Annotated in this window: 17 protein-coding genes and 10 tRNA genes; 6 read left to right on the top strand and 21 right to left on the bottom strand. The window is 66.8% G+C overall.

Annotated elements, in window-relative coordinates; genetic code table 11:
* Window positions 1-606: 606 nt before the first annotated feature.
* The 16 genes from AC06FD_RS19470 to AC06FD_RS19545 all read right to left on the bottom strand — a co-directional run bounded on the left by AC06FD_RS19470 (window position 607) and on the right by AC06FD_RS19545 (window position 10,022).
* Window positions 607-683: transfer RNA gene (locus AC06FD_RS19470), tRNA-Asp, on the bottom strand.
* Between the two features lie 90 nt (window positions 684-773).
* Window positions 774-850, bottom strand: a tRNA-Asp gene (locus AC06FD_RS19475).
* A 108-nt stretch (window positions 851-958) separates the two neighbouring features.
* Window positions 959-1,035 (bottom strand) — tRNA-Asp (locus AC06FD_RS19480).
* 28 nt (window positions 1,036-1,063) lie between these two features.
* Window positions 1,064-1,138, bottom strand: a tRNA-Val gene (locus AC06FD_RS19485).
* Between the two features lie 11 nt (window positions 1,139-1,149).
* Window positions 1,150-1,422 carry an HU family DNA-binding protein gene (locus AC06FD_RS19490; protein ID WP_038690141.1) on the bottom strand — a complete coding sequence of 91 codons (273 nt, stop codon included), beginning with the start codon at window positions 1,420-1,422 and terminating at the stop codon, window positions 1,150-1,152.
* Window positions 1,423-1,627: 205 nt separating this feature from the next.
* Window positions 1,628-4,093 (bottom strand): endopeptidase La, encoded by a 2,466-nt coding sequence (gene lon, locus AC06FD_RS19495; protein ID WP_259209998.1) that lies wholly within the window; start codon window positions 4,091-4,093, stop codon window positions 1,628-1,630.
* Between the two features lie 143 nt (window positions 4,094-4,236).
* On the bottom strand, window positions 4,237-5,526 hold the full coding sequence (clpX, locus tag AC06FD_RS19500) for an ATP-dependent Clp protease ATP-binding subunit ClpX (protein ID WP_259209997.1): 1,290 nt from the start codon (window positions 5,524-5,526) through the stop codon (window positions 4,237-4,239).
* 126 nt (window positions 5,527-5,652) lie between these two features.
* Window positions 5,653-6,279, bottom strand: coding sequence for an ATP-dependent Clp endopeptidase proteolytic subunit ClpP (gene clpP, locus AC06FD_RS19505; RefSeq protein WP_038690153.1), 627 nt, complete (start codon window positions 6,277-6,279; stop codon window positions 5,653-5,655).
* Between the two features lie 66 nt (window positions 6,280-6,345).
* Window positions 6,346-7,641, bottom strand: a complete 1,296-nt coding sequence (gene tig / locus AC06FD_RS19510) for a trigger factor (protein ID WP_259209995.1) — start codon at window positions 7,639-7,641, stop codon at window positions 6,346-6,348.
* 236 nt (window positions 7,642-7,877) lie between these two features.
* Window positions 7,878-7,962 (bottom strand) — tRNA-Leu (locus tag AC06FD_RS19515).
* A 73-nt stretch (window positions 7,963-8,035) separates the two neighbouring features.
* On the bottom strand, window positions 8,036-8,311 hold the full coding sequence (locus AC06FD_RS19520; protein ID WP_478078685.1) for a hypothetical protein: 276 nt from the start codon (window positions 8,309-8,311) through the stop codon (window positions 8,036-8,038).
* Window positions 8,312-9,176: 865 nt separating this feature from the next.
* Window positions 9,177-9,252 (bottom strand) — tRNA-Lys (locus AC06FD_RS19525).
* Window positions 9,253-9,556: 304 nt separating this feature from the next.
* Window positions 9,557-9,632 (bottom strand) — tRNA-Lys (locus AC06FD_RS19530).
* Between the two features lie 82 nt (window positions 9,633-9,714).
* Window positions 9,715-9,791, bottom strand: a tRNA-His gene (locus AC06FD_RS19535).
* 35 nt (window positions 9,792-9,826) lie between these two features.
* A tRNA-Arg gene (locus tag AC06FD_RS19540) sits at window positions 9,827-9,903 on the bottom strand.
* 42 nt (window positions 9,904-9,945) lie between these two features.
* Window positions 9,946-10,022: transfer RNA gene (locus AC06FD_RS19545), tRNA-Pro, on the bottom strand.
* 176 nt (window positions 10,023-10,198) lie between these two features.
* Between AC06FD_RS19545 and AC06FD_RS19550 the strand changes: the two genes are divergently transcribed.
* A complete protein-coding gene (locus tag AC06FD_RS19550; protein WP_259209990.1) occupies window positions 10,199-10,957 on the top strand; it encodes a Bax inhibitor-1/YccA family protein in 759 nt (252 codons plus the stop codon).
* A gap of 47 nt (window positions 10,958-11,004) precedes the next feature.
* On the opposite strand, the gene AC06FD_RS19555 is transcribed toward AC06FD_RS19550, so the two are convergent.
* The 5 genes from AC06FD_RS19555 to grxC form a co-directional block, all read right to left on the bottom strand.
* Window positions 11,005-11,928, bottom strand: a complete 924-nt coding sequence (locus tag AC06FD_RS19555) for a LysR family transcriptional regulator (protein ID WP_478078686.1) — start codon at window positions 11,926-11,928, stop codon at window positions 11,005-11,007.
* A gap of 63 nt (window positions 11,929-11,991) precedes the next feature.
* Window positions 11,992-12,690, bottom strand: a complete 699-nt coding sequence (locus tag AC06FD_RS19560) for a cysteine hydrolase family protein (RefSeq protein ID WP_449335880.1) — start codon at window positions 12,688-12,690, stop codon at window positions 11,992-11,994.
* Between the two features lie 207 nt (window positions 12,691-12,897).
* A complete protein-coding gene (locus tag AC06FD_RS19565) occupies window positions 12,898-13,905 on the bottom strand; it encodes an isocitrate dehydrogenase (protein ID WP_256776272.1) in 1,008 nt (335 codons plus the stop codon).
* Between the two features lie 571 nt (window positions 13,906-14,476).
* The gene (locus AC06FD_RS19570; protein WP_256776270.1) at window positions 14,477-14,869 is read right to left on the bottom strand and encodes a carboxymuconolactone decarboxylase family protein; all 393 of its coding nucleotides are present in this window, start codon (window positions 14,867-14,869) and stop codon (window positions 14,477-14,479) included.
* Window positions 14,866-15,165: a glutaredoxin 3 gene (gene grxC / locus AC06FD_RS19575; RefSeq protein WP_259209982.1), complete on the bottom strand. Its 300-nt coding sequence runs from the start codon at window positions 15,163-15,165 to the stop codon at window positions 14,866-14,868. The genes AC06FD_RS19570 and grxC overlap by 4 nt, the downstream gene beginning before the upstream one ends.
* A 152-nt stretch (window positions 15,166-15,317) precedes the next feature.
* Here grxC and AC06FD_RS19580 point away from each other — a divergent pair, with 152 nt between their 5' ends.
* From AC06FD_RS19580 to ppx, 5 genes are all read left to right on the top strand, one after another.
* Complete coding sequence (locus AC06FD_RS19580; RefSeq protein ID WP_259209980.1) at window positions 15,318-16,958, top strand: M48 family metalloprotease; 1,641 nt, start codon at window positions 15,318-15,320, stop codon at window positions 16,956-16,958.
* A 135-nt stretch (window positions 16,959-17,093) separates the two neighbouring features.
* Complete coding sequence (gene phoB / locus AC06FD_RS19585; RefSeq protein ID WP_068849561.1) at window positions 17,094-17,783, top strand: phosphate regulon transcriptional regulator PhoB; 690 nt, start codon at window positions 17,094-17,096, stop codon at window positions 17,781-17,783.
* A 98-nt stretch (window positions 17,784-17,881) separates the two neighbouring features.
* Window positions 17,882-19,222 (top strand): phosphate regulon sensor histidine kinase PhoR, encoded by a 1,341-nt coding sequence (gene phoR, locus AC06FD_RS19590; RefSeq protein WP_259209976.1) that lies wholly within the window; start codon window positions 17,882-17,884, stop codon window positions 19,220-19,222.
* The gene (gene ppk1, locus AC06FD_RS19595) at window positions 19,219-21,300 is read left to right on the top strand and encodes a polyphosphate kinase 1 (RefSeq protein WP_259209975.1); all 2,082 of its coding nucleotides are present in this window, start codon (window positions 19,219-19,221) and stop codon (window positions 21,298-21,300) included. Before phoR ends, ppk1 begins: the two co-directional genes overlap by 4 nt.
* A 245-nt stretch (window positions 21,301-21,545) precedes the next feature.
* Window positions 21,546-23,072 carry an exopolyphosphatase gene (gene ppx / locus AC06FD_RS19600; protein ID WP_259209974.1) on the top strand — a complete coding sequence of 509 codons (1,527 nt, stop codon included), beginning with the start codon at window positions 21,546-21,548 and terminating at the stop codon, window positions 23,070-23,072.
* Window positions 23,073-23,460 lie beyond the last annotated feature (388 nt).

The raw sequence follows: 23,460 nt of genomic DNA on the forward strand, positions 1-23,460 counted from the left end.
CAACGGCTGCGGGCCGCCGGATGTCGCACTTGCATCGATCCCGGCGTCGGCAGCTGGGCATGGTGCGCTGGATACTGTCGCAGCAGGCAAAGCCGGCTCTCTGCCATCGGCCTGAAACGCACGAAGCGCGCTGTGGCCCACGCCGGACGCGACTGTTGGCGGGTTAAGCGCTGGCTCCCCATGCCCTTTCCGGCGAATGTCCTCCGGCGTCGGCCTACGGCCGCCCCCTCCCCCTTTATTTCGCCTCCAAGGGCATGGGGAGCCAGCGCCCAACCCACCAACGGTCACAAAAAAACCGTTCGACACCGCGCCTGTACCGCGAGCCGAGCCCCGTCGCGGTCGGCAGGCTCCTCGGCAAAATAACGGAGGAGTTCGCCAGGCCGAGGGACCGTTGCGCCAGGGGCCTGGCGGCGGCTGCGGGGCCTCACGCTCGCAGTAATTCCGAACGGCGCCGCCACCCGATCCACGACGTCGCCGCGACTATCCGGACGAACGAGCACGGACGTACGCCACCTGCTCCCGCCGTTGCAACAGGACGGTCCCGTTCTCATTGGGAGAAAAGCCAAAAAAAAAGCCCCTGGTTTTCACCAGGGGCTCTTCAAAGATTGGCGGAGCGGACGGGACTCGAACCCGCGACCTCCGGCGTGACAGGCCAGCATTCTAACCAGCTGAACTACCGCTCCGCGCTTGAAACTTTGCAGGCGCTCATTCTATCCGAAGATATTCAGAAAACCTACCCCGAATACTGCTTTTTTCGAGGATTTTTTTGTAACTGGCGGAGCGGACGGGACTCGAACCCGCGACCTCCGGCGTGACAGGCCAGCATTCTAACCAGCTGAACTACCGCTCCGCGCTTGAACTTTTTCAGCCGACCAACGGTCGGCTCTACCACCTTTCACCGCGACGTACATCGCTGGAGAAAACAAGGCCCCCGATCGCTCAGGGGCCCTATTGAAACTGGCGGAGCGGACGGGACTCGAACCCGCGACCTCCGGCGTGACAGGCCAGCATTCTAACCAGCTGAACTACCGCTCCACATTTCAAACTTTTACTGGCGGTGCTGTGGTGGGTGCTGAGGGTTTCGAACCCCCGACCCTCTCCGTGTAAAGGAGACGCTCTACCGCTGAGCTAAGCACCCCAGCAAGCCGCTTAGTTTACGGCATCCTTCAGGGCTTTGCCAGCCTTGAACGACGGATTGTTCGATGCAGCGATCTTGATGGTGTCGCCGGTCTTCGGGTTGCGACCGGTGCGGGCAGCACGCGCGCGAACCTGGAACGTACCGAAGCCCACCAGCGTCACCGCGTCACCGCCCTTCAGGGCCTTGGTGATGGAAGCGATGACGGCGTCGACGGCGCGGTTGGACTCGGCCTTGGTCAGGTCGGCGGCCTCGGCAACGGCGTCGATCAATTCGGTCTTGTTCATTCTGTACAGCTCCTTTGGCGGGGATTCCGCATGTTCGACAGTGAAGCATCCGACCCAGACTGCGGCCGGACGCCAGTGAAGTTCTCGATTCGCCGACGTCAGTGAGTGCTGACTCGCGAGTGCTGCTTTTATACCAGCGCACCCCTACCCGCGCAAGCTGAAAAGCCAATAACGACGCGGGTTTCGGCGATTTCCAGATGGCGCGTCAGTGCTTGACGCGCGCGTTGGAAGCTGTCTTGCTCTTGCTGCGCACTGTGACGCGCGCCCCATCCTTCTTGGCCTTCTTCGGGGTCAGCGGGGTCTCCAGGGCCAGGTCCAGCACCTCTTCGATCCACTTCACCGGAATGATCTTCAGGTCGCGGGTCACGTTGGCCGGGATATCCGCCAGGTCCTTGCGGTTCTCTTCGGGGATGATCACCGTGGTGATGCCGCCGCGCAGCGCCGCCAGCAACTTCTCCTTGAGCCCACCGATCGCGGTCACGCGACCGCGCAGGGTGATCTCGCCGGTCATCGCCACCTCGGCGCGGATCGGCACCTTGGTCAGCGTGGACACCAGCGAGGTCACCATCGCGATGCCGGCGCTGGGGCCGTCCTTCGGGGTGGCGCCATCGGGCACGTGCACGTGCACGTCGTGCTTCTGCAGGAACTCGTTGTCGATGCCCAGGCGTTCGGCGCGCGAGCGCACCACCGACAGGGCGGCCGAGGCCGACTCCTTCATCACGTTGCCGAGCTGGCCGGTGAGGATCAGCTGGCCCTTGCCCGGGACCAGGGTCGATTCGATCTGCAGCAGATCGCCACCGACTTCGGTCCAGGCCAGGCCGGTGACCAGGCCGATCTCGTTCTGTTCTTCGGCACGACCGAAGTCGACCCGGCGCACGCCCAGGTACTTGTCCAGGTTCTTGCCATTGACCACCACCAGCGCCTTCTTCTTCGCGCTGGCCTTCTTGCCGGCCTTGGCCGGCTTGGGCAGCCCGGCCGGGCCGGCGAGCGCGATGTCCTTGACCACCTTGCGGCAGATCTTGGCCACTTCGCGCTCGAGGTTGCGCACGCCCGATTCGCGCGTGTAGTAGCGCACGATGTCCTGGATGGCGTCGGCCTCGATCTCCAGTTCCTCCGGCTTGAGGCCATTGGCCTTGAGCTGCTTGGGCACCAGGTAGCGCATGGCGATGTTGAGCTTCTCATCCTCGGTGTAGCCGGGGATGCGGATGACTTCCATGCGGTCCAGCAGCGGGCCGGGGATGTTGAGCGAATTGGAGGTCGCCACGAACATCACTTCGGACAGGTCCAGGTCCACTTCCAGGTAGTGGTCGTTGAAGGCGTTGTTCTGCTCCGGGTCGAGCACTTCCAGCAGCGCCGAGGACGGATCGCCACGGAAGTCCATCGACATCTTGTCGATCTCATCGAGCACGAACAGCGCGTTCTTGCTGCCCACCTTGTTGAGGTTCTGCACGATGCGGCCCGGCATCGAGCCGACGTAGGTCCGACGATGGCCACGGATCTCGGCCTCGTCGCGCACGCCGCCCAGGCTCATGCGCACGAACTTGCGGTTGGTGGCCTTGGCGATCGACTGCCCCAGCGAGGTCTTGCCCACGCCGGGCGGGCCGACCAAACACAGGATCGGGCCCTTCATCTGCTTCACCCGCGACTGCACGGCGAGGTATTCCAGGATGCGGTCCTTGACCTTGTCCAGGCCGAAGTGATCGGCGTCCAGCGTGTCCTGCGCAACCTTGAGGTCCTTGCGCACCTTGGTGCGCTTCTTCCACGGCACGCCCAGCAGCCAGTCCAGGTAGTTGCGCACGACCGCGGCTTCGGCCGACATCGGCGACATCTGCTTGAGCTTGTTGAGCTCGGCCTTGGCCTTGGTCTCCACCGGCTTGGGCATGCCCGCCTCGGCGATCTTGCGTGCCAGTTCGTCCAGCTCGCCCGGCGCGTCGTCCAGGTCGCCCAGTTCCTTCTGGATGGCCTTCATCTGCTCATTGAGGTAGTACTCGCGCTGGCTTTTTTCCATCTGCGACTTCACGCGGCCGCGGATGCGCTTTTCCATCTGCTGCACGTCGATCTCGCCGTCGACCAGGCCGACCAGCATTTCCAGGCGGTCGCCGATCTGCAGGGTTTCCAGCAGGCGCTGCTTGTCGGCCAGGCGCACGCTGATGTGCGCGGCGATGGTGTCGGCCAGGCGCGAGGGCTCGTCGATGCCGGCCAGGGTCTGCAGCAGCTCCGGCGGCAGCTTGCGGTTGGTCTTGACGTACTGCTCGAACAGCGACATCAGCGAGCGGGCGATCGCCTCGATCTCGCGCGGCTCGCGCGATTCGTCCGATTCGATTTCGGTGGCCACGCCGTGCAGCGCGCCGTCGCGCTCGGTGACCTGGGTGACGTTGACCCGCGACAGGCCCTCCACCAGCACCTTGATGGTGCCGTCAGGCAGCTTCAGCAGCTGCAGCACCTGGGCCAGCGTGCCGACCTGGTAAAGATCGGCCGCGTTGGGGTCGTCGGTCTCGGCCGACTTCTGTGCCAGCAGCAGGATGCGCTTGTCCGCCGCCATCGCCTGTTCCAGCGCGTGCATGGACTTGTCGCGGCCGACAAACAGCGGAATGACCATGTGCGGGAACACCACCACGTCACGCAGCGGCAGTACCGGCAGGTCGAGAGTCTCAGTAGGGGAACGGGCCATGTGGGCTCCAGTGGAACAGTGGGGATGGCCTCCGGGCGGCCTCGCCCGGATACAAAAAAAGCCGATGGCCTCGTTATGGGGCCATCGGCTTCTAGATGCAAGCTGTTCTAATAAACTTGTTTCAATTCAAACGCTTGAACCGATTACTCCGCGCCAGCGGCCTTCTGTTCAGGGGCCGGCGGGGTCTGGTAGATCAGGTACGGCTCGGACTTGTGCTCGATCACCGATTCATCCACCACCACCTTGCTGACGTTCTCGGCCGACGGCAGGTCGTACATGGTGTCCAGCAGTACCGATTCGACGATGGTACGCAGGCCACGGGCACCGGTCTTGCGCTTCAGCGCCTTGCGGGCAATGGCCGAGAGGGCGTCCGGGCGGAACTCCAGTTCCACGTGCTCCATCTCGAACAGCTTCTTGAACTGCTTGGTGATGGCGTTCTTCGGCTCGGTCAGGATCCTGACCAGGGCGGCCTCGTCCAGCTCTTCCAGCGTCGCCACGACCGGCAGGCGGCCGACGAACTCCGGAATCAGGCCGAACTTGATCAGGTCTTCCGGCTCGACTTCCGCCAGCACCTTGCCCACTTCCTGCTTGCGCTCGGAGCTCTTGACCTTCGCGCCGAAGCCGATGCCGCCGGCGTCGTTGGAACGGGCCTGGATCACCTTGTCCAGCCCGGCGAACGCGCCGCCGCAGATGAACAGGATGTTCTTGGTGTCCACCTGCAGGAATTCCTGCTGCGGATGCTTGCGCCCGCCCTGCGGCGGCACGCTGGCCACGGTGCCTTCGATCAGCTTCAGCAGGGCCTGCTGGACGCCTTCGCCGGACACATCGCGGGTGATCGACGGGTTCTCGCTCTTGCGCGAGATCTTGTCGATTTCATCGATGTAGACGATGCCCTGCTGTGCCTTCTCGACGTCGTAGTCGCACTTCTGCAGCAGCTTCTGGATGATGTTTTCCACGTCTTCGCCCACGTAACCGGCTTCGGTCAGCGTGGTGGCGTCGGCCATGGTGAACGGCACATTGAGCAGGCGGGCCAGGGTCTCGGCCAGCAGCGTCTTGCCCGAACCGGTCGGACCGACCAGCAGGATGTTCGACTTGGCCAGTTCGACCTCGTCGTTCTTCTGCCGGCTCTCGATGCGCTTGTAGTGGTTGTACACAGCCACGGCCAGCGTGCGCTTGGCCCGGTTCTGGCCAATCACGTACTGGTCGAGGACTTCGAGGATCTCGCGCGGCTTGGGCAGCGAACTGCGCGCCGACTGCGCCTTTTCCTCGAGTTCTTCACGGATGATGTCGTTGCACAGCTCCACGCACTCATCGCAGATGAACACGCTCGGGCCCGCAATCAGCTTGCGCACCTCATGCTGGCTCTTCCCGCAGAAAGAACAGTAGAGGATCTTGCCGGTGTCCGTGGAACGACCTTGGCGGTCTTCGCTCATGCTTCGCTTACCCAGTTACCCCACCCGCTGAACGGGGGTTCGATTCGAGAATAGCACAGGGTCGGGAGGACGCCAGTCCGGCCCGACCCTGCGGAAACAAGCCGGAATGCCGGCCTGGCTGCATCATCACGCCGGGGTGATCGACTCTTCCGGACGGCGCTCGAGCACCTGGTCGACCAGACCGTAGGCCACCGCATCGGCCGCGCTCTTGAAGTTGTCGCGCTCGGTATCGCGCGCGATGGTCTCCAGCGACTGCCCGGTGTGCTTGGCCAGCACCTCGTTCAGGCGCGAACGCAGGGTCAGGATTTCACGGGCATGGATGTCGATGTCCGTGGCCTGGCCCTGGAAGCCGCCCAGCGGCTGGTGGATCATCACCCGCGAGTTCGGCAGCGCATAACGCTTGCCGGCCGCGCCGGAGGCCAGCAGCAGGGCGCCCATCGAGGCCGCCTGGCCGACGCAGATGGTGCTCACGTCCGGCTTGATGTACTGCATGGTGTCGTAGATCGCCATGCCGGCGGTGACCACGCCACCGGGCGAGTTGATGTAGATGCTGATGTCCTTTTCCGGATTGTCCGCTTCCAGGAACAGCAGCTGCGCCACCACCACGTTGGCCATGTGATCGTCGATCGGGCCCACCAGGAAGATCAGACGCTCCTTCAACAGGCGCGAATAGATGTCATAGGCGCGCTCGCCGCGGCTGGTCTGTTCGACCACCATCGGAACCATGTTCAGGGCTGTGGTTCGGTTGTCCATTAGTGAGGCACCTATTTTGGGGGGAACGACCCCGCGCCGGGGCGCGGGGCGTAAAACACGGGCCGCTTACTGGCGGATCGCGTCCTGGAACGACAGCTGCTCTTCGGTGTGCTGGGCGCGCTCGGCGATCCAGTCGATCACCTGCTCTTCCATCACGCGATTCTGCAGCCCACTCATCAGCTGGGGGTCATTACGGTACATCTCAATGACCTGCTCCGGCTCTTCATAGGTGGAGGCGATCAGGCGCATGGTTTCATTCAGGCGCTTGGGGTCCAGGCGCAGGTCGTTCCTGCGGGCCACTTCACCGACCAGCAGGCCGACCAGCACGCGCTTGGAGGCGGCGTCCTTGAAGCCTTCGTGGGCGTCGGCCGGGATGTCGCCCGGGTTGCGGCCGCTGCGGCGGATCTGCTCGACCTGCTGGGCCAGCATCGCACGGGCTTCGTTCTCGACCAGGCGCGGCGGCAGTTCCACCGAGGCGTAGGCCGCGATCAGCTGCTCGCCCACTTCCCGGCGGAGGCGGTTCATCAGCGCGCCCTTCAGCTCGCGCTCGAGGTTGGCGCGGATGTCCTTGCGGAACTGCTCCACGTCGCCGCCCTTCACGCCGAAGCTCTTGATGAAGTCCTCGTCCACGTCCGGCAGCACCGGGGCGGACACGTCCACCACCTTGACGGTGACCTTGACCTGCTTGCCGGCCAGCGCGGGCACGCGCCAATCGGCGGGGAATTCGACGTCCAGGGTCTTTTCCTCACCCTTGGCCAGGCCGACCAGGCCCTGCTCGATCTGCTCGAACATCATGCCCTGGCCCACGATCACGCTGCCCTTTTCGCTGCCTTCGGCCGGCAGGCGCTCGTCGCCGGCCTGGGAGAAGGTTTCCAGCGCGACCAGGTCGCCGTCCTGGGCGCCACGGGTGACCGGGCTCCAGCTGCGGCGCTGTTCACGCAGGTTGGTGATCATCTGGTCGATGTCCGCATCGCTGATCTCGGCGGTATGGCGGACCACGGTCAGCTTGCTGACGTCGACATCGCCGAAGTCCGGGATCAGCTCGACGGTGGCGACGAAGGAGAACTCGCCTTCCTCGCCCTTGTCGATGCGCGGCGTGCCGGCGATGCGCAGTTCATGCTCGCGCAGGGCCGCGTCGAAGGTCTCGCGCAGCAGGCCGTCAACGGCCTCGCTGCGGACCTGCGGGCCGAAACGCTGTTCGATCACCTTGGCCGGGATCTTGCCCGGGCGGAAGCCCTTGATGCGCGCGGTGCGGGCGATTTCGCCCAGACGGCCACTGATGTGGGTCTGCAGGCGGTCTTCCGGCAGCGAGAAGGTCAGGCGGCGTTCCAGATTGCCAGTGGATTCGATCGAAGCTTGCATGTTGACTCCTGCCACCGGCGGCAACGCCCCCGGCACGATGTGATGGATGGAACGGGTTTTGAACGCGGGGTCGTTGACGCGCATGCCCGCCGCAGCCCTGTAGTTTCGCCGATATCGGCCAGCGCCGCCAGCGCAGGGCCGGGGCGGCCGTGAAGGGCGGCCCGGGCAGCATGCGGCCGTCTCCCGGGATCCGGGACGTGCCCATCGTCATGGTGCCGGCCAGGGGCCGGGATGACTGGTGCGAAAGGGGGGACTCGAACCCCCACGCCTTGCGGCACTGGAACCTAAATCCAGGGCGTCTACCAATTCCGCCACTTTCGCGAGGCCTGCGCTGGGCAGGGGCGCATTGTTGCAGGCCGAGCAACAAAGCGGAAGGTCATCACCCGCCCGTCCGTCACTCCACGGGCAGTGGACGTGCCGGCTGGGTGTCGTCCTCGGCCACGCCGGTGCGCAGCACGGTGCGCGCAAAGGGGTTTGCGGGATCGCCGGGCAACGGCCGGGTCGGCACGAACTCGCCTTCCTGCACGTGGTCGCGGACCACGGTGGTGGCCAGCCCGGCCTCGCTGACGCCGGGCGCGGCCAGGTCCTGCGGCGGCGCTGCCATGGCGGCGGTGGTGCAGGCAGCCAGCAACATGGCGGCCAAGGTTCGGGCGGTGGTTCGGGTGTTCATCGGGGCGATTCCTGGAGCGTGCGCCGGGGCGCGGAAGCCCGAGTGAAGCGCGATTGACGGCTGCCGTTCGTGCGCCAGTCCGCAGGTTGCGGAATCGGGGTGACGGGCTTGGCCTGCTGCACGCAAACCTCAGGCAGGCGCCGGGGTTTTTGACGGCGGTCGGTAGGGTGGGCGCTGGGCCGCCATGCTCTTTCCGGCGACGCCGCGCCTGGAAGAGGTCAGCGGACGCCTCTGCCGGCCTCACAAAGCACTCCAGAAACCACCTGGGCGGACCCAGGCGGCGCCCGACCTGGTGGGGGAGCTGCTGCGCATTCGCGCTGCAGCCCCACGTCTCGCTGCGCAACACGCGGGCCCCTCTCATCAGCACCCAGAACCCCGCGGCTTCGCCGCGCCCCCTTGACTCAAGGGGGCTCTCCTCCCGCCAGCGCACGGAACAGTCGGACAAGAAAAAAGCCGCCTGGCGGACCAGGCGGCTTCTGTCTTGGCGGGGGAGCTGGTGCGCATTCGCGCTGCAGCCCCACGTCTTGCTGCGCAACACGCGGGCCCCTCCCATCAGCACCCAGAACCCCGCGGCTTCGCCGCGCCCCCTTGACTCAAGGGGGCTCTCCTCCCGCCAGCGCACGGAACAATCGGGCAAGAAAAAAGCCGCCTGGCGGACCAGGCGGCTTCTGTCTTGGTGGGGAAGCTGCTGCGCATTCGCGCTGCAGCCCCACGTCTTGCTGCGCAACACGCGGGCCCCTCTCATCAGCACCCAGAACCCCGCGGCTTCGCCGCGCCCCCTTGACTCAAGGGGGCTCTCCTACCTTCAGCACACCGAACGCCGGGCAAGAAAAAAGCCGCCTGGAGGACCAGGCGGCTTCTGTCTTGGTGGGCTGTCAAGGATTCGAACCTTGGACCTATTGATTAAGAGTCAACTGCTCTACCAACTGAGCTAACAGCCCGAAATCGGGAGGCGAATTATGCAGGATTTCCTGAGCGTGGCGCAAGCGTTTTGTTTGAATGGGAGGCGAATGCGCGCGACTGGGATACTGCCGGCCGATGGCCGGTTGCCGAGCATGGCTCGGCACTACCGTTTGCTGCGGGCGCTGGGATGGCCGATTGCCGAGCATGGCTCGGCACTACGGTTTGCTGCGGGCGCTGGGATGGCCTGTTGCCGAGCATGGCTCGGCACTACCGTCTGCTGCGAGCGTGGTGTTGGCCGCAGGCAAGAAAAAAGCCGCCTGGCGAACCAGGCGGCTTCTGTCTTGGTGGGCTGTCAAGGATTCGAACCTTGGACCTATTGATTAAGAGTCAACTGCTCTACCAACTGAGCTAACAGCCCTGAAAACTCAGGCGCACATTGTAGCGTGTGCGCCTTCTTTTGCAACCCCGATTCACTTTCGGTGAACCCGGTTTTAAATCAGTGGGGTGGCTGAGGGGATTCGAACCCCCGACCACCGGAATCACAATCCGGTACTCTAACCAACTGAGCTACAGCCACCACTGAAACCTTTGCTTCCTGACGCATGCACCCGATGGTGCGCCCGACAGGAATCGAACCTGTAACCGCCGGCTTAGAAGGCCGGTGCTCTATCCAGTTGAGCTACGGGCGCCCTGACCGGATTATCGCATTCCAATCCCGTTTTGAGCAGGCTTGGTCGGGGTAGAGGGATTCGAACCCCCGACATCCTGCTCCCAAAGCAGGCGCGCTACCAGACTGCGCTATACCCCGGCGGTAAATCCCTCCGAGGTTCCCCCCGAAAGAGTCGGCTATTGTGGGAATCGGCGAGCCATCTGTCAACGCTTATTTCACGTTGTCGTCGCTGTCCTGATCCGGCACCGTTCTATCGGCTATGCTCGGCGCAGCGACCGGATGGTCGAAACCCTACCCCTTCAAGGAGATTGGCAATGCGCAGCGGCAATCCCGCACTTTCCGAGTCGACCTTCCTCGACCTGGCCAGCGGCTCTGTAGTGACCTCGCCGGACCAGGCGATGACGATCAACGGCACCGTCAACAAGACCGGCCTGTTGCTGCTGCTGAGCGTGATCACCGCCGCCTTCGCCTGGAGCCAGTCGGTGGACGCCAACGGCCTGCCCACCGGCGGCGCGATGCTGTACACCATCGCCGGCGCGGTCGGCGGCCTGGTGCTGGCACTGGTGACGATCTTCAAGAAGGAATGGTCGCCGGTGACCGCGCCGATGTACGCGCTGGTCGAAGGCCTGTTCCTCGGCGCGATCTCGGCCGTGTTCAACGCCAAGTTCCCGGGCATCGTGATGCAGGCGGTGATGCTCACCTTCGGCACCCTGTTCGTGATGCTGGCGGTCTACCGCAGCGGCCTGATCAAGGTCACCGAGAACTTCAAGCTGGGCGTGGTCGCGGCAACCGGCGGCATCGCGCTGCTGTACCTGGCCTCGTTCGTGCTGAGCTTCTTCAACATCAACGTGCCGATGATCCACCAGGGTGGCTGGCTCGGCATCGCCTTCAGCCTGTTCGTGGTGGTGGTGGCCGCACTGAACCTGGTGCTGGACTTCGACTTCATCGAAACCGGCGCCGACGCCCGCGCGCCGAAGTACATGGAGTGGTACGGCGCGTTCGGCCTGATGGTCACCCTGGTGTGGCTGTACGTGGAATTCCTGCGCCTGCTGTCGAAGATCCAGCAGCGCTGAGCCACGCTCACGACGCGATATGACGAAGGCGCCGCAAGGCGCCTTTTTCATGCCTCCGGGATCACCGGGCGCCCGTGCTGGAGCGCGGCGTAATGGCGGGCCATGAACTCGGCCAGCGCGCGCACTTTGGGCGCCAACTGGCGTGCGTGCGGGTACACCGCGTAGTAGTGCCGGCGGCCCGCGTGGTACTGGGGCAGCACGCGCACCAGTCGCCCGTGCAGCAGATCGTCCTGCACGGTCAGGCGGGTGAACGCCGCGATGCCCTGCCCCGCCAGTACCGCCGCGTGCAGCGCCGGAATCGCATCCACGCGCAGCCGCCCGTGCGGGATGACCTCCACCTGCGCGCTGCGCGCCGAGGTCAACGACCACGCCGACAGCGCGCGCGCCCCGGCGAAGCCGATCAGCGCATGCCGGTCCAGGTCCGTGGGCTGGCGTGGCAGCCCCCATTGCGCGATGTAGCGCGGCGATGCCACCAGCACCATTTCGGTCACGGCCAGTTCGCGTGCCACCAGGGTGCTGTCGGCGAGCGGCCCGGCGATGCGCAGGGCCATGTCGAAACCGCCGCCGATCAGATCGACCAGGCGATCATCGCAGGACAGATCCAGCTCGATGCCGGGGTACTGCTCCAGGAAGGCAGGCAGCCATTGCGAGAGCTCCAGGGTGCCGATCACCAGCGGGGCACTGACCCGCAGCAGCCCGCTGGGCACGTCACCATCGGCCTGCAGGCGCTGCTCGGCCACCTCCAGCCGGTCCAGGATGTCCACGCAGTCCTGGTAGAAGGCGCGTCCGGCTTCGGTCAGCGTCAGCCGGCGACTGTTGCGATCCAGCAGGCGTGAGCCCAGGTGCACTTCCAGCTGGCGCAGCTGCCGCGACATCGACGAATGGGTGGTGTCCATGCGTTCGGCGGCGGCGGTGAAGCTGCCGGCGTCGACAATGCTGCGGAACGCCTTCATGGCGGAAAACTGGTCCATCACGCTCCCGTGCAGCGGCCGGCACCTGTGGCGGTGCCGGCAGCATAGCAAGGCCGGTGTGGCTCAGCGGACCGGCAGCGCCAGGATCTGATCGGTGCCCAGCACGGTGCCGTAGGTGTCTTCGATGCTGGCCAGCGCGGCGGCGTGCAGGCTGGCGTGCCCGACCCGGCTGCCGTCGTGCAGGTCCAGATCACGGCTGGCGGTGGCATCGGAAGAAACGATCACGTTCAGACCCTTCGGCGCGGCATCGCGCGCGGCACCGGCGACGCAGGCGTGGGTCTGCAGCCCGGCGATGATCAGCGTGTCGATCCCGGCGTCCTTGAGCGCCTGCTCCAGTACCGGGCCGGAGGCACCGGCGAACACGCTGACATTGTCCTTGGCGATCACCTGCTCGCCCTTGCGCGGCTGCATCCGCGGGTGGAACTGGACCGTGCGGCCGCCTGCGGCGAACAGCGGCGCCCCGGCCGGCAACACGTGCTGGACGTGGATGACCGGAATCGCGTGGGCGTCGGCGAAGTCCACCAGGCGGCGGGTCTGGGCCAGGGCGGCGTCACCATCGGGGATGGGCATGCGGCCACCCGCGAAATATTCGTTCTGGAAGTCGATCACCAGCAACGCGGTCTTGCCGGCCGGCAGGGCGGTGGCGTCGGGCGCCCCCGCCATGTGGCGGATGGTCGGGTGAGCCGGCTCGGCAGCGGGCTGGGCGGACGCGGTGGCGACACCGAGGATGCCGGCCAGGCCGATCAGGGAGGCGAAGTGCATGGGGAAGCTCCTGCTGTGGTTGGGATGGCGTGCATGGTGCGCACCGGATCCGTGCAGAAACAGCCAGTTACACGCACACCATCTGTGCTCTTCTCGCACAGATTGATGGATGCCCACCTCGTGATCGCCAGCGACAGCGCGCTCCAACAGGCAACAAAAAAGCGGGACGCCGAAGCGCCCCGCTTTCTGGACAACCTACCCGCGCGCTTACAGGCGGCTGGCGATCGCCTGGGCGAAGCCCATGGTGTTGCCGGTGCCGCCGAGGTCGCCGGTCAGCGAATCCTTGGCTTCCAGGGTGGCGACGATCGCCTTGCGCAGGCGCTCGGCGTTGTCGGTCTGGCCGACGTGGTCCAGCATCTGCGCGGCCGCCAGCAGCAGCGCGCACGGATTGGCCTTGCCCTGCCCGGCGATGTCCGGCGCGGTGCCGTGCACGGCTTCGAAGATCGCCGCGTTCTCACCGATATTGGCGCCCGGGGCCAGGCCCAGGCCGCCGACGAGGCCGGCGCACAGGTCGGAGATGATGTCGCCGAACAGGTTGGTGGTGACGATGATGTCGAACTGTTCCGGACGCATCACCAGCTGCATGCAGCAGTTGTCGACGATCATTTCCTGGAACTCGATCTCCGGGTACTTGGCCGCCACTTCGCGCGCCACGGCCAGGAACAGGCCCGAGGTCGACTTGATGATGTTGGCCTTGTGCACGGCGGTGACCTTCTTGCGGCCGGTGCTGCGGGCCAGCTCGAAGGCGTAGCGCACGATGCGCTCGGAGCCCTTGCGGGTGATGCGGGTGCCGGAGAACGCGGTCTCGCCGTCGGCCGACACTTCCTGGCCTTCGGCCAGGTAGGCGCCTTCGGTGTTCTCACGCACGGTGATCAGGTCCACGCCATCGCCGAAACGCGACTTGGTGTTCGGGAAGGACACCGCCGGACGCACGTTGGCGTACAGGTCGAAATGACGACGCAGGCTGACGTTGATCGAGGTGAAGCCGCCACCGACCGGGGTGGTCAGCGGGCTTTTCAGGGCGATCTTGTTGCGCGCGATCGATTCCAGCGTGGAAGCCGGCATCAGGTCGCCGTGCTTTTCCAGCGCGACCAGGCCCGCGTCGGCGTCTTCGTATTCAAAGCCGGTGTCCAGCTTGCCGAGCACGAACAGGGTAGCGTCCATGATCTCCGGGCCGATGCCGTCGCCGCGGATGACCGTGATTTTCTGCGTCATTGATGTGTAGTCCGAACCGAGGGGGAAGCGCCGTCCGTCAGGTGCGCGGAACGCGGGCGCAAGGGAAGTTTCACCCGCAATTATGCCTTACCCGCTCAGGAGACCCCAAATAGGCCATTGGTCGGAGGCGGGCCAGGGCAAACCGCGCTGCGGCTTGCCTTGCACCTCCCCTGCCCCCGCCTTCGGCGCGCCCCTGCGGCAGAAGGACGCTGCTCCAGACCGAGGGCGGTGGTGCCGGCCGATGGCCCGCAACCAACGGGTAGCGGATTCCGCATTCACCGACCGTCGGTCGGTGGCCGCGTCGAACATGAACGGAGAGCAGCCGACCAACGGTCGGCTCTACCGGGGCGGGGATGGAGCAGCCGGCCAACGGTCGGCGGTGCCGGGCCGGGGATGGAGCAGCCGGCCAACGGTCGGCCGGGCCGGGCCGGGGACGGAGCAGCCGACCAACGGTCGGCTCTACCGGGGCGGGGATGGAGCAGCCGGCCAACGGTCGGCGGTGCCGGGCCGGGGACGGAGCAGCCGACCAACGGTCGGCTGTGCCGGGACGGGGCCGTTGCGGCCCCGGACCTCAGTGTTCGTGAACGGCCGGGGCGTCCGCGCCGCCTTCGAGCTGGTCGAGGAAATCGACCGCGCGGCGCAGGTGCGGGATGACGATGGAGCCGCCGACCACCAGGCCGACCGAGAAGGTTTCGAAGAACTCCTCGCGGGTCACGCCGGCGTCCTTGCACTGGGCCACGTGGTAGCTGATGCAGTCATCGCAGCGCAGCACCATCGAGGCGACCAGGCCCAACAGCTCCTTGGTCTTCACGTCCAGCGCGCCGGCCTGGTAGGTCTGGGTGTCGAGCGCGAAGAAGCGCCGCACGACCTGGTTGGGCTCGCCCAGGATGCGCTGGTTCATGCGCTGGCGGAACTCGGTGAACTCGGCGATGCGGTCCTTGCTGCCGTCGTCGGCCGCGCTCATGCCTGGCCCTCGCCAGCCAGCAGCGGTTCCAGCTTGCCGGCGCGGTGCAGGGCCATCATGTCGTCGTACCCGCCCACGTGGACGTCGCCGACGAAGATCTGCGGCACGCTGGTGCGGCGGGTCTTGGCCATCATTTTTTCGCGTTCGACCGGGTCCAGGTCGATGCGCACTTCGGTCCAGTCGCGACCCTTGCTCTTCAGGAAGTTCTTGGCGGCCACGCAATACGGGCACACGGCAGTCGAATAGATGGTGATGGCGGGGGCGCCACCCGGGGTGGACGCAGCATCTTGGCTCACGGGAAACTCCACGGACAAACGAGTGTCTGTATATGGTAGCCGGCTGCTGGATTTTCCACGTCATCACCGCAACACTGTGGATCGAACACTGTCCGGCCCGCCCCGCCACGCTGCCGTCCCGCCTGCCCGCCCCATCCGCCCTGGAGCCCCGATTGCGCCCTCTGCTGCTCTCCGCCGCGCTGACCCTCGCCCTGGCCGTGCCGTTGGCCTCGGCCCAGGACGCCAAGCTGCCGGACATCGGCTCCTCGGCCGGCGAGCTGCTGACCCCGGCCCGCCAGGCCGAGTATGGCGGGATGATGCTGCGCGAACTGCGCAACTACGGCTACCTGCTGGATGACCCGCTGGTGGATGACTGGCTGCAGAACATGGGCACGCGGTTGGGCTCCAACAGCGCCCAGCCACGCCAGTCCTACACGTTCTTCATGCTCAAGGACCGCCAGATCAATGCCTTCGCCACCCTGGGCGGCTACGTCGGGGTGAACGCAGGCCTGGTGCTGACCGCCGAGCGCGAGGACGAGGTGGCCGCGGTGCTGTCCCACGAAATCGCCCATGTCACCCAGCAGCACGTGCTGCGCGGGGTGGAACGGGCCCAGCGCGACCAGATCCCGATCCTGCTGGGCATGCTGGCAGCGGTGGTCGCCGCGCAGCAGGCCGGGGGCAATTCCTCGGGCGATGCGACGATGGCGGCGATCACCTCGGGCATGGGCCTGATGCAGCAGCGCCAGATCAACTACACCCGCAGCAATGAGTCCGAAGCCGACCGCCTGGGCATCCGCACCCTGGCGCGCAGCGGCTACGACGTGGACGCGATGGCCGGGTTCTTCGAGCGCATGTCCGCGTCGATGCGCGGCAACGCGGGTGGCTACTCGGTGCCGGACTTCCTGCAGACCCACCCGGTCAATACCACCCGCATCAGCGAGGCCAAGGCGCGAGCCGAGCAGATGAAGAAGGACACCGTGCTGCTCACCACCGAGGTGCCCGGCGGGGTCCGCCAGGAGCGGGTGAACCCGGCGGACCCGGCGTTGTCCGATCCGATCGTGCGCGGCACCAACCCGATGCTGCCCGCGTCCATGCAGATCTCGGTCAACAGCCTCAGCCGCGGCGCCACCGGCCAGTTCGAATGGGCCCGAGAACGCCTGCGCGTGCTGAGTGCCGATACCCCCGCCGATGTGGTGCGCGAGTACGAGAACCTGCAGCGCGCGCAGAAGACCGGGCTGACCGAGCCGCAGCGTTATGGCCTGGCATTGGCGCGGCTGCGCAACAGCGGCGCGGGCGAGGCCCGTCGCGACCTGGCCGAGCTGCTGCGCGACCACCCGGACAACCTGTGGGTGGGGCTGGCGCTGGGCGAGGCCGAGTCGCGCTCGGGCCAGCCGACGCAGGCCAACGCCCGCTTCGAGACCCTGCTGCGCCAACACCCGGGCAGCCGTCCGGTGGCGCTGACCTTTGCCGAGATCCTCAATGAGCAGGGCGGCCGCGAGGCCGGCCAGCGCGCCCAGGCGATGCTGCGCCCGCTGCTGTCGCAAAGCGGCAATGATCCGGTGTTCCAACTGCGTTACGCCCGCGCCAGCGAACTGGCCGGCGATACCGTGCGCGCCAGTGAGGCCTACGCCGAGGCCGCCTTCCTGAACGGCCGCCCGGAGCAGGCGTTGATGCAGCTGCAGGCCTTGAAGAAGCAGCCGGCATTGGATTACGTGGGCCGCGCCCGGGTCGATGCGCGTATCGAAAGCATCACCCCGACCGTGCTGGAGATGCGCCGCCAGGGCATCCGCGACCCGGAACTGGAACGGCGCTGAGCAGGCGGCCTGGCAGCGCCCGGATGACCGTGGGATGGCAACGCGCGGCAATGTGCGCCGGGGTCGTCACAAACATGTCATGAAACCGTAGTCTACTGGGCTCAATCCCGGTCTGATAAGCAATACGGTGCGCACGTGCAGAAACGCATTCTGATCGTCGATGACGAGCCCGCGATCCGCGAAATGGTCGCCTTCGCCCTCCGCAAGGGCGACTACGACCCGATCCACGCCGGCGATGCCCGCGAGGCCCAGACCGCGATCGCCGACCGCGTCCCGGACCTGATCCTGCTGGACTGGATGCTGCCCGGCACCAGCGGCCTGGACCTGGCCCGGCGCTGGCGCAAGGAGGCCCTCACCCGTGAGGTGCCGATCATCATGCTCACCGCCCGCGGCGAAGAGAACGATCGCGTCGGCGGCCTGGAAGCCGGCGTCGACGACTACGTGGTCAAGCCGTTCTCGGCCCGCGAGCTGCTGGCCCGCATCCGTGCGGTCATGCGCCGGGCCCGCGACGACGATGAAGATGGCAGCGTGGCCGTCGGCTCGATCCGCATCGACGGTGCCGCGCACCGCGTGTTCGCCGGCGACCAGCCGGTGCCGATCGGTCCCACCGAATACCGCCTGCTGCATTTCTTCATGACCCACCCCGAACGCGTCTACACCCGCGCCCAGCTGCTGGACCATGTCTGGGGCGGCAGCGTGTACGTGGAGGAGCGCACCATCGACGTGCACATCCGCCGCCTGCGCAAGACGCTGGAACCGTTCGGCGCGGAGAACATGGTGCAGACCGTGCGCGGCGCGGGCTACCGCTTCTCGACCTCGACCTGAGTCTCGTCGGGCCGCTGCCTGGCGCCTGCGCCGGGTGGCGGCCACTCCTGCTATAACCTTGGATCGCGTCCGAGGACTGCACTTTCTGCGAGACCGCAATGCCGCGCCACATCCGCTCCGCCTGGTTGAAGACATTGGCCACCCTCGCCCTCCTGTTGCTGGCGGCCGGTGTGCTGGGCCTGCTTTCCGGGCATGTGTGGATGTGCATCGCATTGGCCGCGATCGGTGCGCTGGCCTGGCACTACTGGCGGTTGCGCCGGGTGCTGCGCCGGCTGACCGCCCGCCATCGCTGGGACGTGGGCGACGGCACCGGAGTGTGGAACGAACTGGACCGCCTGCTGTATCGCAACCAGCTGGAGATGCGCACGCGCAAGCGGCGCCTGCTGGACATGCTGCGCAGCTACCGTGCGGCCGCCGCCGCGCTGCCCGATGCGGTGGTGGTGGTGGACCGCAACAGCCAGCGCGTGCAGTGGTTCAACGAAGCGGCCACCTCGCTGCTCGGCCTGCACCACCCCGGCGACCTCGGCGAGGCGCTGGTCGAGCGCCTGCAGCCGATGCCGCTGGCGCACTGGCTGGCCGGCGGCCGCAATGCCGAACCGATCCTGGACGTGCCCTCCCCGGTCGATCCGGCGATCCGGCTCAACCTGCGCCTGATTCCCTACTCGCCCGATTACTGGCTGCTGATCGCCCGTGACGTGAGCAAGCTGCTGCGCCTGGAACAGGTCCGCCGCGACTTCGTGGCCAACGTCTCGCACGAGCTGCGCACGCCGCTGACCGTGGTCCACGGCTACCTGGACATGATGGAGCCGGAGGATTTCCCCGGCACCGGCCCGATGCTGGAGGAGATGCGCAAGCAGTCCCAGCGCATGGCCCAGCTGGTGGAGGACCTGTTGACCCTGTCGCGACTGGAGTCGCAGGAACACACCGAAGAAGAAGCGGTGGCGATGGCGCCGATGCTGGCCACGCTGCGCCGCGAGGCCGAGGCGCACAGCCAGGGCCGCCACCAGATCAGCGTGGTCGACAACGCCGGGGTGGACCTGCAGGGCTCCAACAAGGAGCTGCACAGCGCATTCTCCAACCTGGTCACCAACGCGGTGCGCTACACCCCCGCCGGTGGCCGGGTGGAAGTGGAACTGGCCCGCGAGGGCCAGGGCGTGGTGCTCAGCGTGCGCGATACCGGCTACGGCATCCCCGCCACGCACCTGCCGCGCCTGACCGAACGTTTCTACCGCGTGTCCAGCAGCCGCTCACGCGAGAGCGGTGGCACCGGCCTTGGCCTGTCGATCGTCAAGCACATCCTGGGCCTGCACCACGCACGCCTGGAGATCCAGAGCGAGGTCGGCAAGGGCAGCGTGTTCTCGTGCCATTTCGACGCCGACCAGGTGCGCGCGCGCACCGAGACGGCCTCCCTTCCTTCTGCAGAAGACTTCTCCGCATGAGCACTCTCGTCCCCATCGCCGTGCCGGTCGACAACGATCCGCTGCGCGACCCGGCGCTGTACATCAACCGCGAGCTGTCGCAGCTGGACTTCAACTTCCGCGTGCTGGCCCAGGCCATGGACACCCAGGTGCCGCTGCTGGAACGGCTGCGCTTCATGTGCATCTCCTGCACCAACCTGGACGAATTCTTCGAGATCCGCGCCGCCGCCGTGCGCCATGCGCAGGAGTTCGGCCTGCCGCCCGCGCCGGACGGCATGACCCCGCAGGCCATCCTCAACGCCATCCATGACCGCGCCGCCCAGCTGGTGGACCAGCAGTACCGCTGCTGGAACGAGACTCTGCGCCCGGCACTGCACGAGGCCGGCATCGACGTACTCGGCCGCCACTCCTGGAACCATCGCCAGAAGCGCTGGCTGCGCGCGTATTTCCGCAACGAGATCATGCCGGTGCTGTCGCCGCTGGGCCTGGACCCCTCGCACCCGTTCCCGAAGATCCTCAACAAGTCGCTGAACATTGTGGTGGTGCTCAAGGGCACCGACGCGTTCGGCCGCGCCGGCCACCTGGCCATCGTGCGTGCACCGCGCTCGTTGCCGCGCATCATCCAGCTGCCGGAGAAACTCGGGGGCGCGCAGACCTATGTGTTCCTGTCCTCGGTGCTGTCGACCTTCGTCGACGAGCTGTTCCCCGGCATGGAAGTCCAGGGCGCGTACCAGTTCCGCGTGACCCGCAACTCCGAACTGGTGGTGGACGAGGAAGAAGTGGAAAACCTCGCGCTGGCCCTGCGCGACGAGCTGGTGGACCGCGGCTATCGGCCGGCGGTACGGCTTGAGATCGCGCAGGACTGCCCGCGTGACATCGTGCGCACGCTGCTGCAGAACTTCGGCCTGACCGAGAACGCGGTGTACCGCATCGACGGCCCGGTCAACCTCAACCGCGTGATCCAGCTGTACGACCTGCTGGCCCGCCCGGAACTGAAGTACCCCACGCTCAACCCGCGCGTGCTGCGCGATGGCGATGGCATCTTCGACGTCGTCGCGCGCAAGGACGTGCTGCTGCACCATCCCTTCGATGCGTTCACCCCGGTGCTGGACCTGATCAAGCAGGCCGCGGTGGATCCCAACGCGCTGGCGATCAAGCAGACGCTGTACCGCACCGGCAAGGATTCGCAGATCGTCGATGCGCTGATCCAGGCCGCGCGCAACGGCAAGGACGTCACCGTGGTGGTCGAGTTGCGCGCGCGCTTCGACGAAGAAGCCAACCTCGGCCTGGCCGACCGCCTGCAGGAAGCCGGCGTGCAGGTGGTGTATGGCGTGGTGGGCTACAAGACCCACGCCAAGATGCTGCTGATCGTGCGCCGCGAGGGCCGCAAGCTGCGCCGCTACGTGCACCTGGGCACCGGCAATTACCACAGCGGCACCGCGCGCGCGTATACCGACCTGAGCCTGATCACCGCCGATCCGGATATCGGCAACGATGTGCACCTGCTGTTCCAGCAACTGTCCGGGCTGGCCCCGCGGACCAAGCTCAAGCGCCTGCTGCAATCGCCGTTCACCCTGCACCCGGGGCTGCTGCAGCGGATCGATCGCGAAACACGACTGGCCGCCAGTGGCCGCCCGGGCCGGATCATCGCCAAGATGAACGCCCTCAACGAGCCGCAGGTGATCCGCGCGCTGTACGCCGCCTCGCAGGCCGGCGTGCAGATCGACCTGATCGTGCGCGGCGCCTGCACGCTGCGGCCGGGCGTGCCGGGCGTGTCGGACAACATCCGGGTGCGCTCGATCGTCGGTCGCTTCCTGGAACACAGCCGGGTGTACTGGTTCGGCAACGACGGGGCGGCCGAGCTGTACTGCGCCAGCGCCGACTGGCTGGAACGCAACCTGCTGCGTCGGGTGGAGACCTGCTTCCCGATCCTGGACCCCGAGCTGGCGCGCAAGGTTTACCGCGACGTGCTGCAGAACTACCTGGACGACAACCTCAACGCGTGGGAACTGCGCGCCGACGGTGAGTACGCCAAGTGCACGCCTGGGCATGACGAGCCACCGCACGCGGCGCAGATGGCGTTGATGCAGGGCCTGTAGGTGTACGCGACAGCGCTTGCGCTGTCGCCCCACGGCGTGCCATGCAGGCCGTGGCCCCCGCTTGCCACCCCTCGCACCCCGCGCCGGTTGGCGCGCCCGCTCACCCGGCGGCTCAAGCCGTCGGATGCATCGCGGCAGCACTGGCCGGCGCGCGCCAGCGCCGTGAACCGCTGCGACGTCCCGTCGCATCCCATGTGAAGGCCGCGCGGTGACTTCACGCCCCGCCCTTCGGCTAACATTCGCCCATGCCGCATACCTCCACGACTCCGCCCGCCCTGCAGGATGGCGACCTGCTCGCCGCCATCGACCTGGGTTCCAACAGTTTCCACATGGTCATCGCGCGTTACACGCTCGGGCAGTTGCGGGTGGTCGACCGCCTGCGCGAGACGGTGCGCATGGCCGACGGCCTGGATGGCAAGGGCGGCCTGTCCGCCGAGGCGCGCCAGCGCTCGCTGGAGTGCCTGGCCCGGTTCGGCCAGCGCATCCGTGCGATCCCCTCGGTGCGCGTGCGCGCCCTGGCCACCAACACGGTGCGCCAGCTGCGTTCGCCGCAGGCCTTCCTGATGCCGGCCGAGACCGCGCTCGGGCATGCCATCGAAGTGGTCAGCGGCCGCGAAGAGGCGCGCCTGATCTACCTGGGCGTGGCCCATGCGCAGCCGCCCAAGCCGGACCAGCGCCGGCTGGTGATCGACATCGGCGGCGGCTCCACCGAATTCATCATCGGCCAGGGCATGCAGACCCTGGAGCGCGAGAGCCTGCAGGCGGGCTGCATCGCCAGCACCCGGCGCTTCTTCCCGGGCGGCAAGCTCAGCCGCAAGCGCTGGAAGGACGCGCTGACCGAGATCGGCGCGGAGTTCCAGCAGTTCGCCACCAAGTACCGCGCACTGGGCTGGCAGGAAGCGCTGGGCTCATCGGGCACGCACAAGGCGATCAGCGAGATCTGCGCGACGATGAAGCTGAGCAAGGGCGCGATCACCGCCGAGGCCCTGCCGCAGCTGCGCGACGAGCTGCTCAAGGCCAAGCGCATCGAGGACATCAACCTGCCCGGGCTGTCGGCCGATCGGCGCCCGATCATCGCCGGGGGCATCCTGGTGCTGGAAGCGGCGTTCCAGGCCCTGGGCCTGGAGAAGCTGCTGGTCAGCAAGGCCGCCATGCGCGAAGGCATCCTGTACGACATCCTCGGCCGCGCCAGCGAGAACGACCTGCGCGATGAATCGGTGGCGGCGCTGACCCTGCGCTACGGCATCGACATCGTCCAGGCCGACCGGGTCGAACGCACCGCGATGAACCTGCTGGGCCAGGTCGAAGCGAGCTGGGGATTGGACCCGGACGATGCGCGCATGCTCGGCTGGGCCGCGCGCCTGCACGAACTGGGGCTGATGATCGCCCACAGCGGCTACCACGTGCACGGCAGTTACGTGCTGGAGAACTCGGATATCGCCGGCTTCTCGCGGCAGGAGCAGCAACTGCTGGCCGCCCTGGTCCGCAGCCATCGCCGCAACGTGTCCAAGTCGGCCTTCGAGGCCCTGCCCGAGCGCCTGCTGCAACCGGCGCGACGGATGACCGCCCTGCTGCGGCTGGCCGTCCTGCTCAACCGCGCGCATGAAGACACCCCCATGCCGGCGCTGGAGCTGACCGCCGACGACAGCCGCCTGTCGTTGATCCTGCCCCAGGCCTTCATCGATGCCCGGCCGCTGCTGCGTGCCGACCTGATCGGCGAAACCGACGGCATGGCCGGCCTGGGCGTGCAGTTCCGCCCGTTCGTGGCCTGATCCCGGGCGTGGCGGCCGCCACGGCCGCCCGCCCACCCCGCGTGCCCCCGCCCCCGTCCGCCCGGCCCTGTCCGGCGGCTCGATCGTGCGTGCTCCCTGCCTGCGGCCGCCCCGCCAACCCGGCGTCGAACGCCGCCTTTCGCGCACGGCGCCATGCTGCGTCGCAGCATAAAGCTACATTGCGACACAAATCGGTACAGCGGCCGGCGTGCGCCGCATCTGCAACTATCTGCTGCCGCTCACTTTTTGTTCAGGTCCGCACGCCATTGTGAAAAAAGTTTCACTTTGGCTTTACACGGCCTTAACTACCGAGACTATGATCGGGGTAACCGGCCTTCTTGGGCCGGATTTTGGGACGGCGGGAACTTGGGCCCGCCGGCTCCTTTTT

The organism is Stenotrophomonas sp. Steno-Z1 (assembly GCF_056393175.1).

What these genes read in the sequence shown, in the direction of transcription:
- AC06FD_RS19490 (WP_038690141.1), bottom strand. Translation starts at nt 1,422, where the DNA reads ATGAACAAGACCGAATTGATCGACGCCGTTGCCGAGGCCGCCGACCTG.
- lon (WP_259209998.1), bottom strand. Translation starts at nt 4,093, where the DNA reads ATGGCCCGTTCCCCTACTGAGACTCTCGACCTGCCGGTACTGCCGCTG.
- clpX (WP_259209997.1), bottom strand. Translation starts at nt 5,526, where the DNA reads ATGAGCGAAGACCGCCAAGGTCGTTCCACGGACACCGGCAAGATCCTC.
- clpP (WP_038690153.1), bottom strand. Translation starts at nt 6,279, where the DNA reads ATGGACAACCGAACCACAGCCCTGAACATGGTTCCGATGGTGGTCGAA.
- tig (WP_259209995.1), bottom strand. Translation starts at nt 7,641, where the DNA reads ATGCAAGCTTCGATCGAATCCACTGGCAATCTGGAACGCCGCCTGACC.
- AC06FD_RS19520 (WP_478078685.1), bottom strand. Translation starts at nt 8,311, where the DNA reads ATGAACACCCGAACCACCGCCCGAACCTTGGCCGCCATGTTGCTGGCT.
- AC06FD_RS19550 (WP_259209990.1), top strand. Translation starts at nt 10,199, where the DNA reads ATGCGCAGCGGCAATCCCGCACTTTCCGAGTCGACCTTCCTCGACCTG.
- AC06FD_RS19555 (WP_478078686.1), bottom strand. Translation starts at nt 11,928, where the DNA reads ATGGACCAGTTTTCCGCCATGAAGGCGTTCCGCAGCATTGTCGACGCC.
- AC06FD_RS19560 (WP_449335880.1), bottom strand. Translation starts at nt 12,690, where the DNA reads ATGCACTTCGCCTCCCTGATCGGCCTGGCCGGCATCCTCGGTGTCGCC.
- AC06FD_RS19565 (WP_256776272.1), bottom strand. Translation starts at nt 13,905, where the DNA reads ATGACGCAGAAAATCACGGTCATCCGCGGCGACGGCATCGGCCCGGAG.
- AC06FD_RS19570 (WP_256776270.1), bottom strand. Translation starts at nt 14,869, where the DNA reads ATGAGCGCGGCCGACGACGGCAGCAAGGACCGCATCGCCGAGTTCACC.
- phoR (WP_259209976.1), top strand. Translation starts at nt 17,882, where the DNA reads ATGCCGCGCCACATCCGCTCCGCCTGGTTGAAGACATTGGCCACCCTC.
- ppk1 (WP_259209975.1), top strand. Translation starts at nt 19,219, where the DNA reads ATGAGCACTCTCGTCCCCATCGCCGTGCCGGTCGACAACGATCCGCTG.
- ppx (WP_259209974.1), top strand. Translation starts at nt 21,546, where the DNA reads ATGCCGCATACCTCCACGACTCCGCCCGCCCTGCAGGATGGCGACCTG.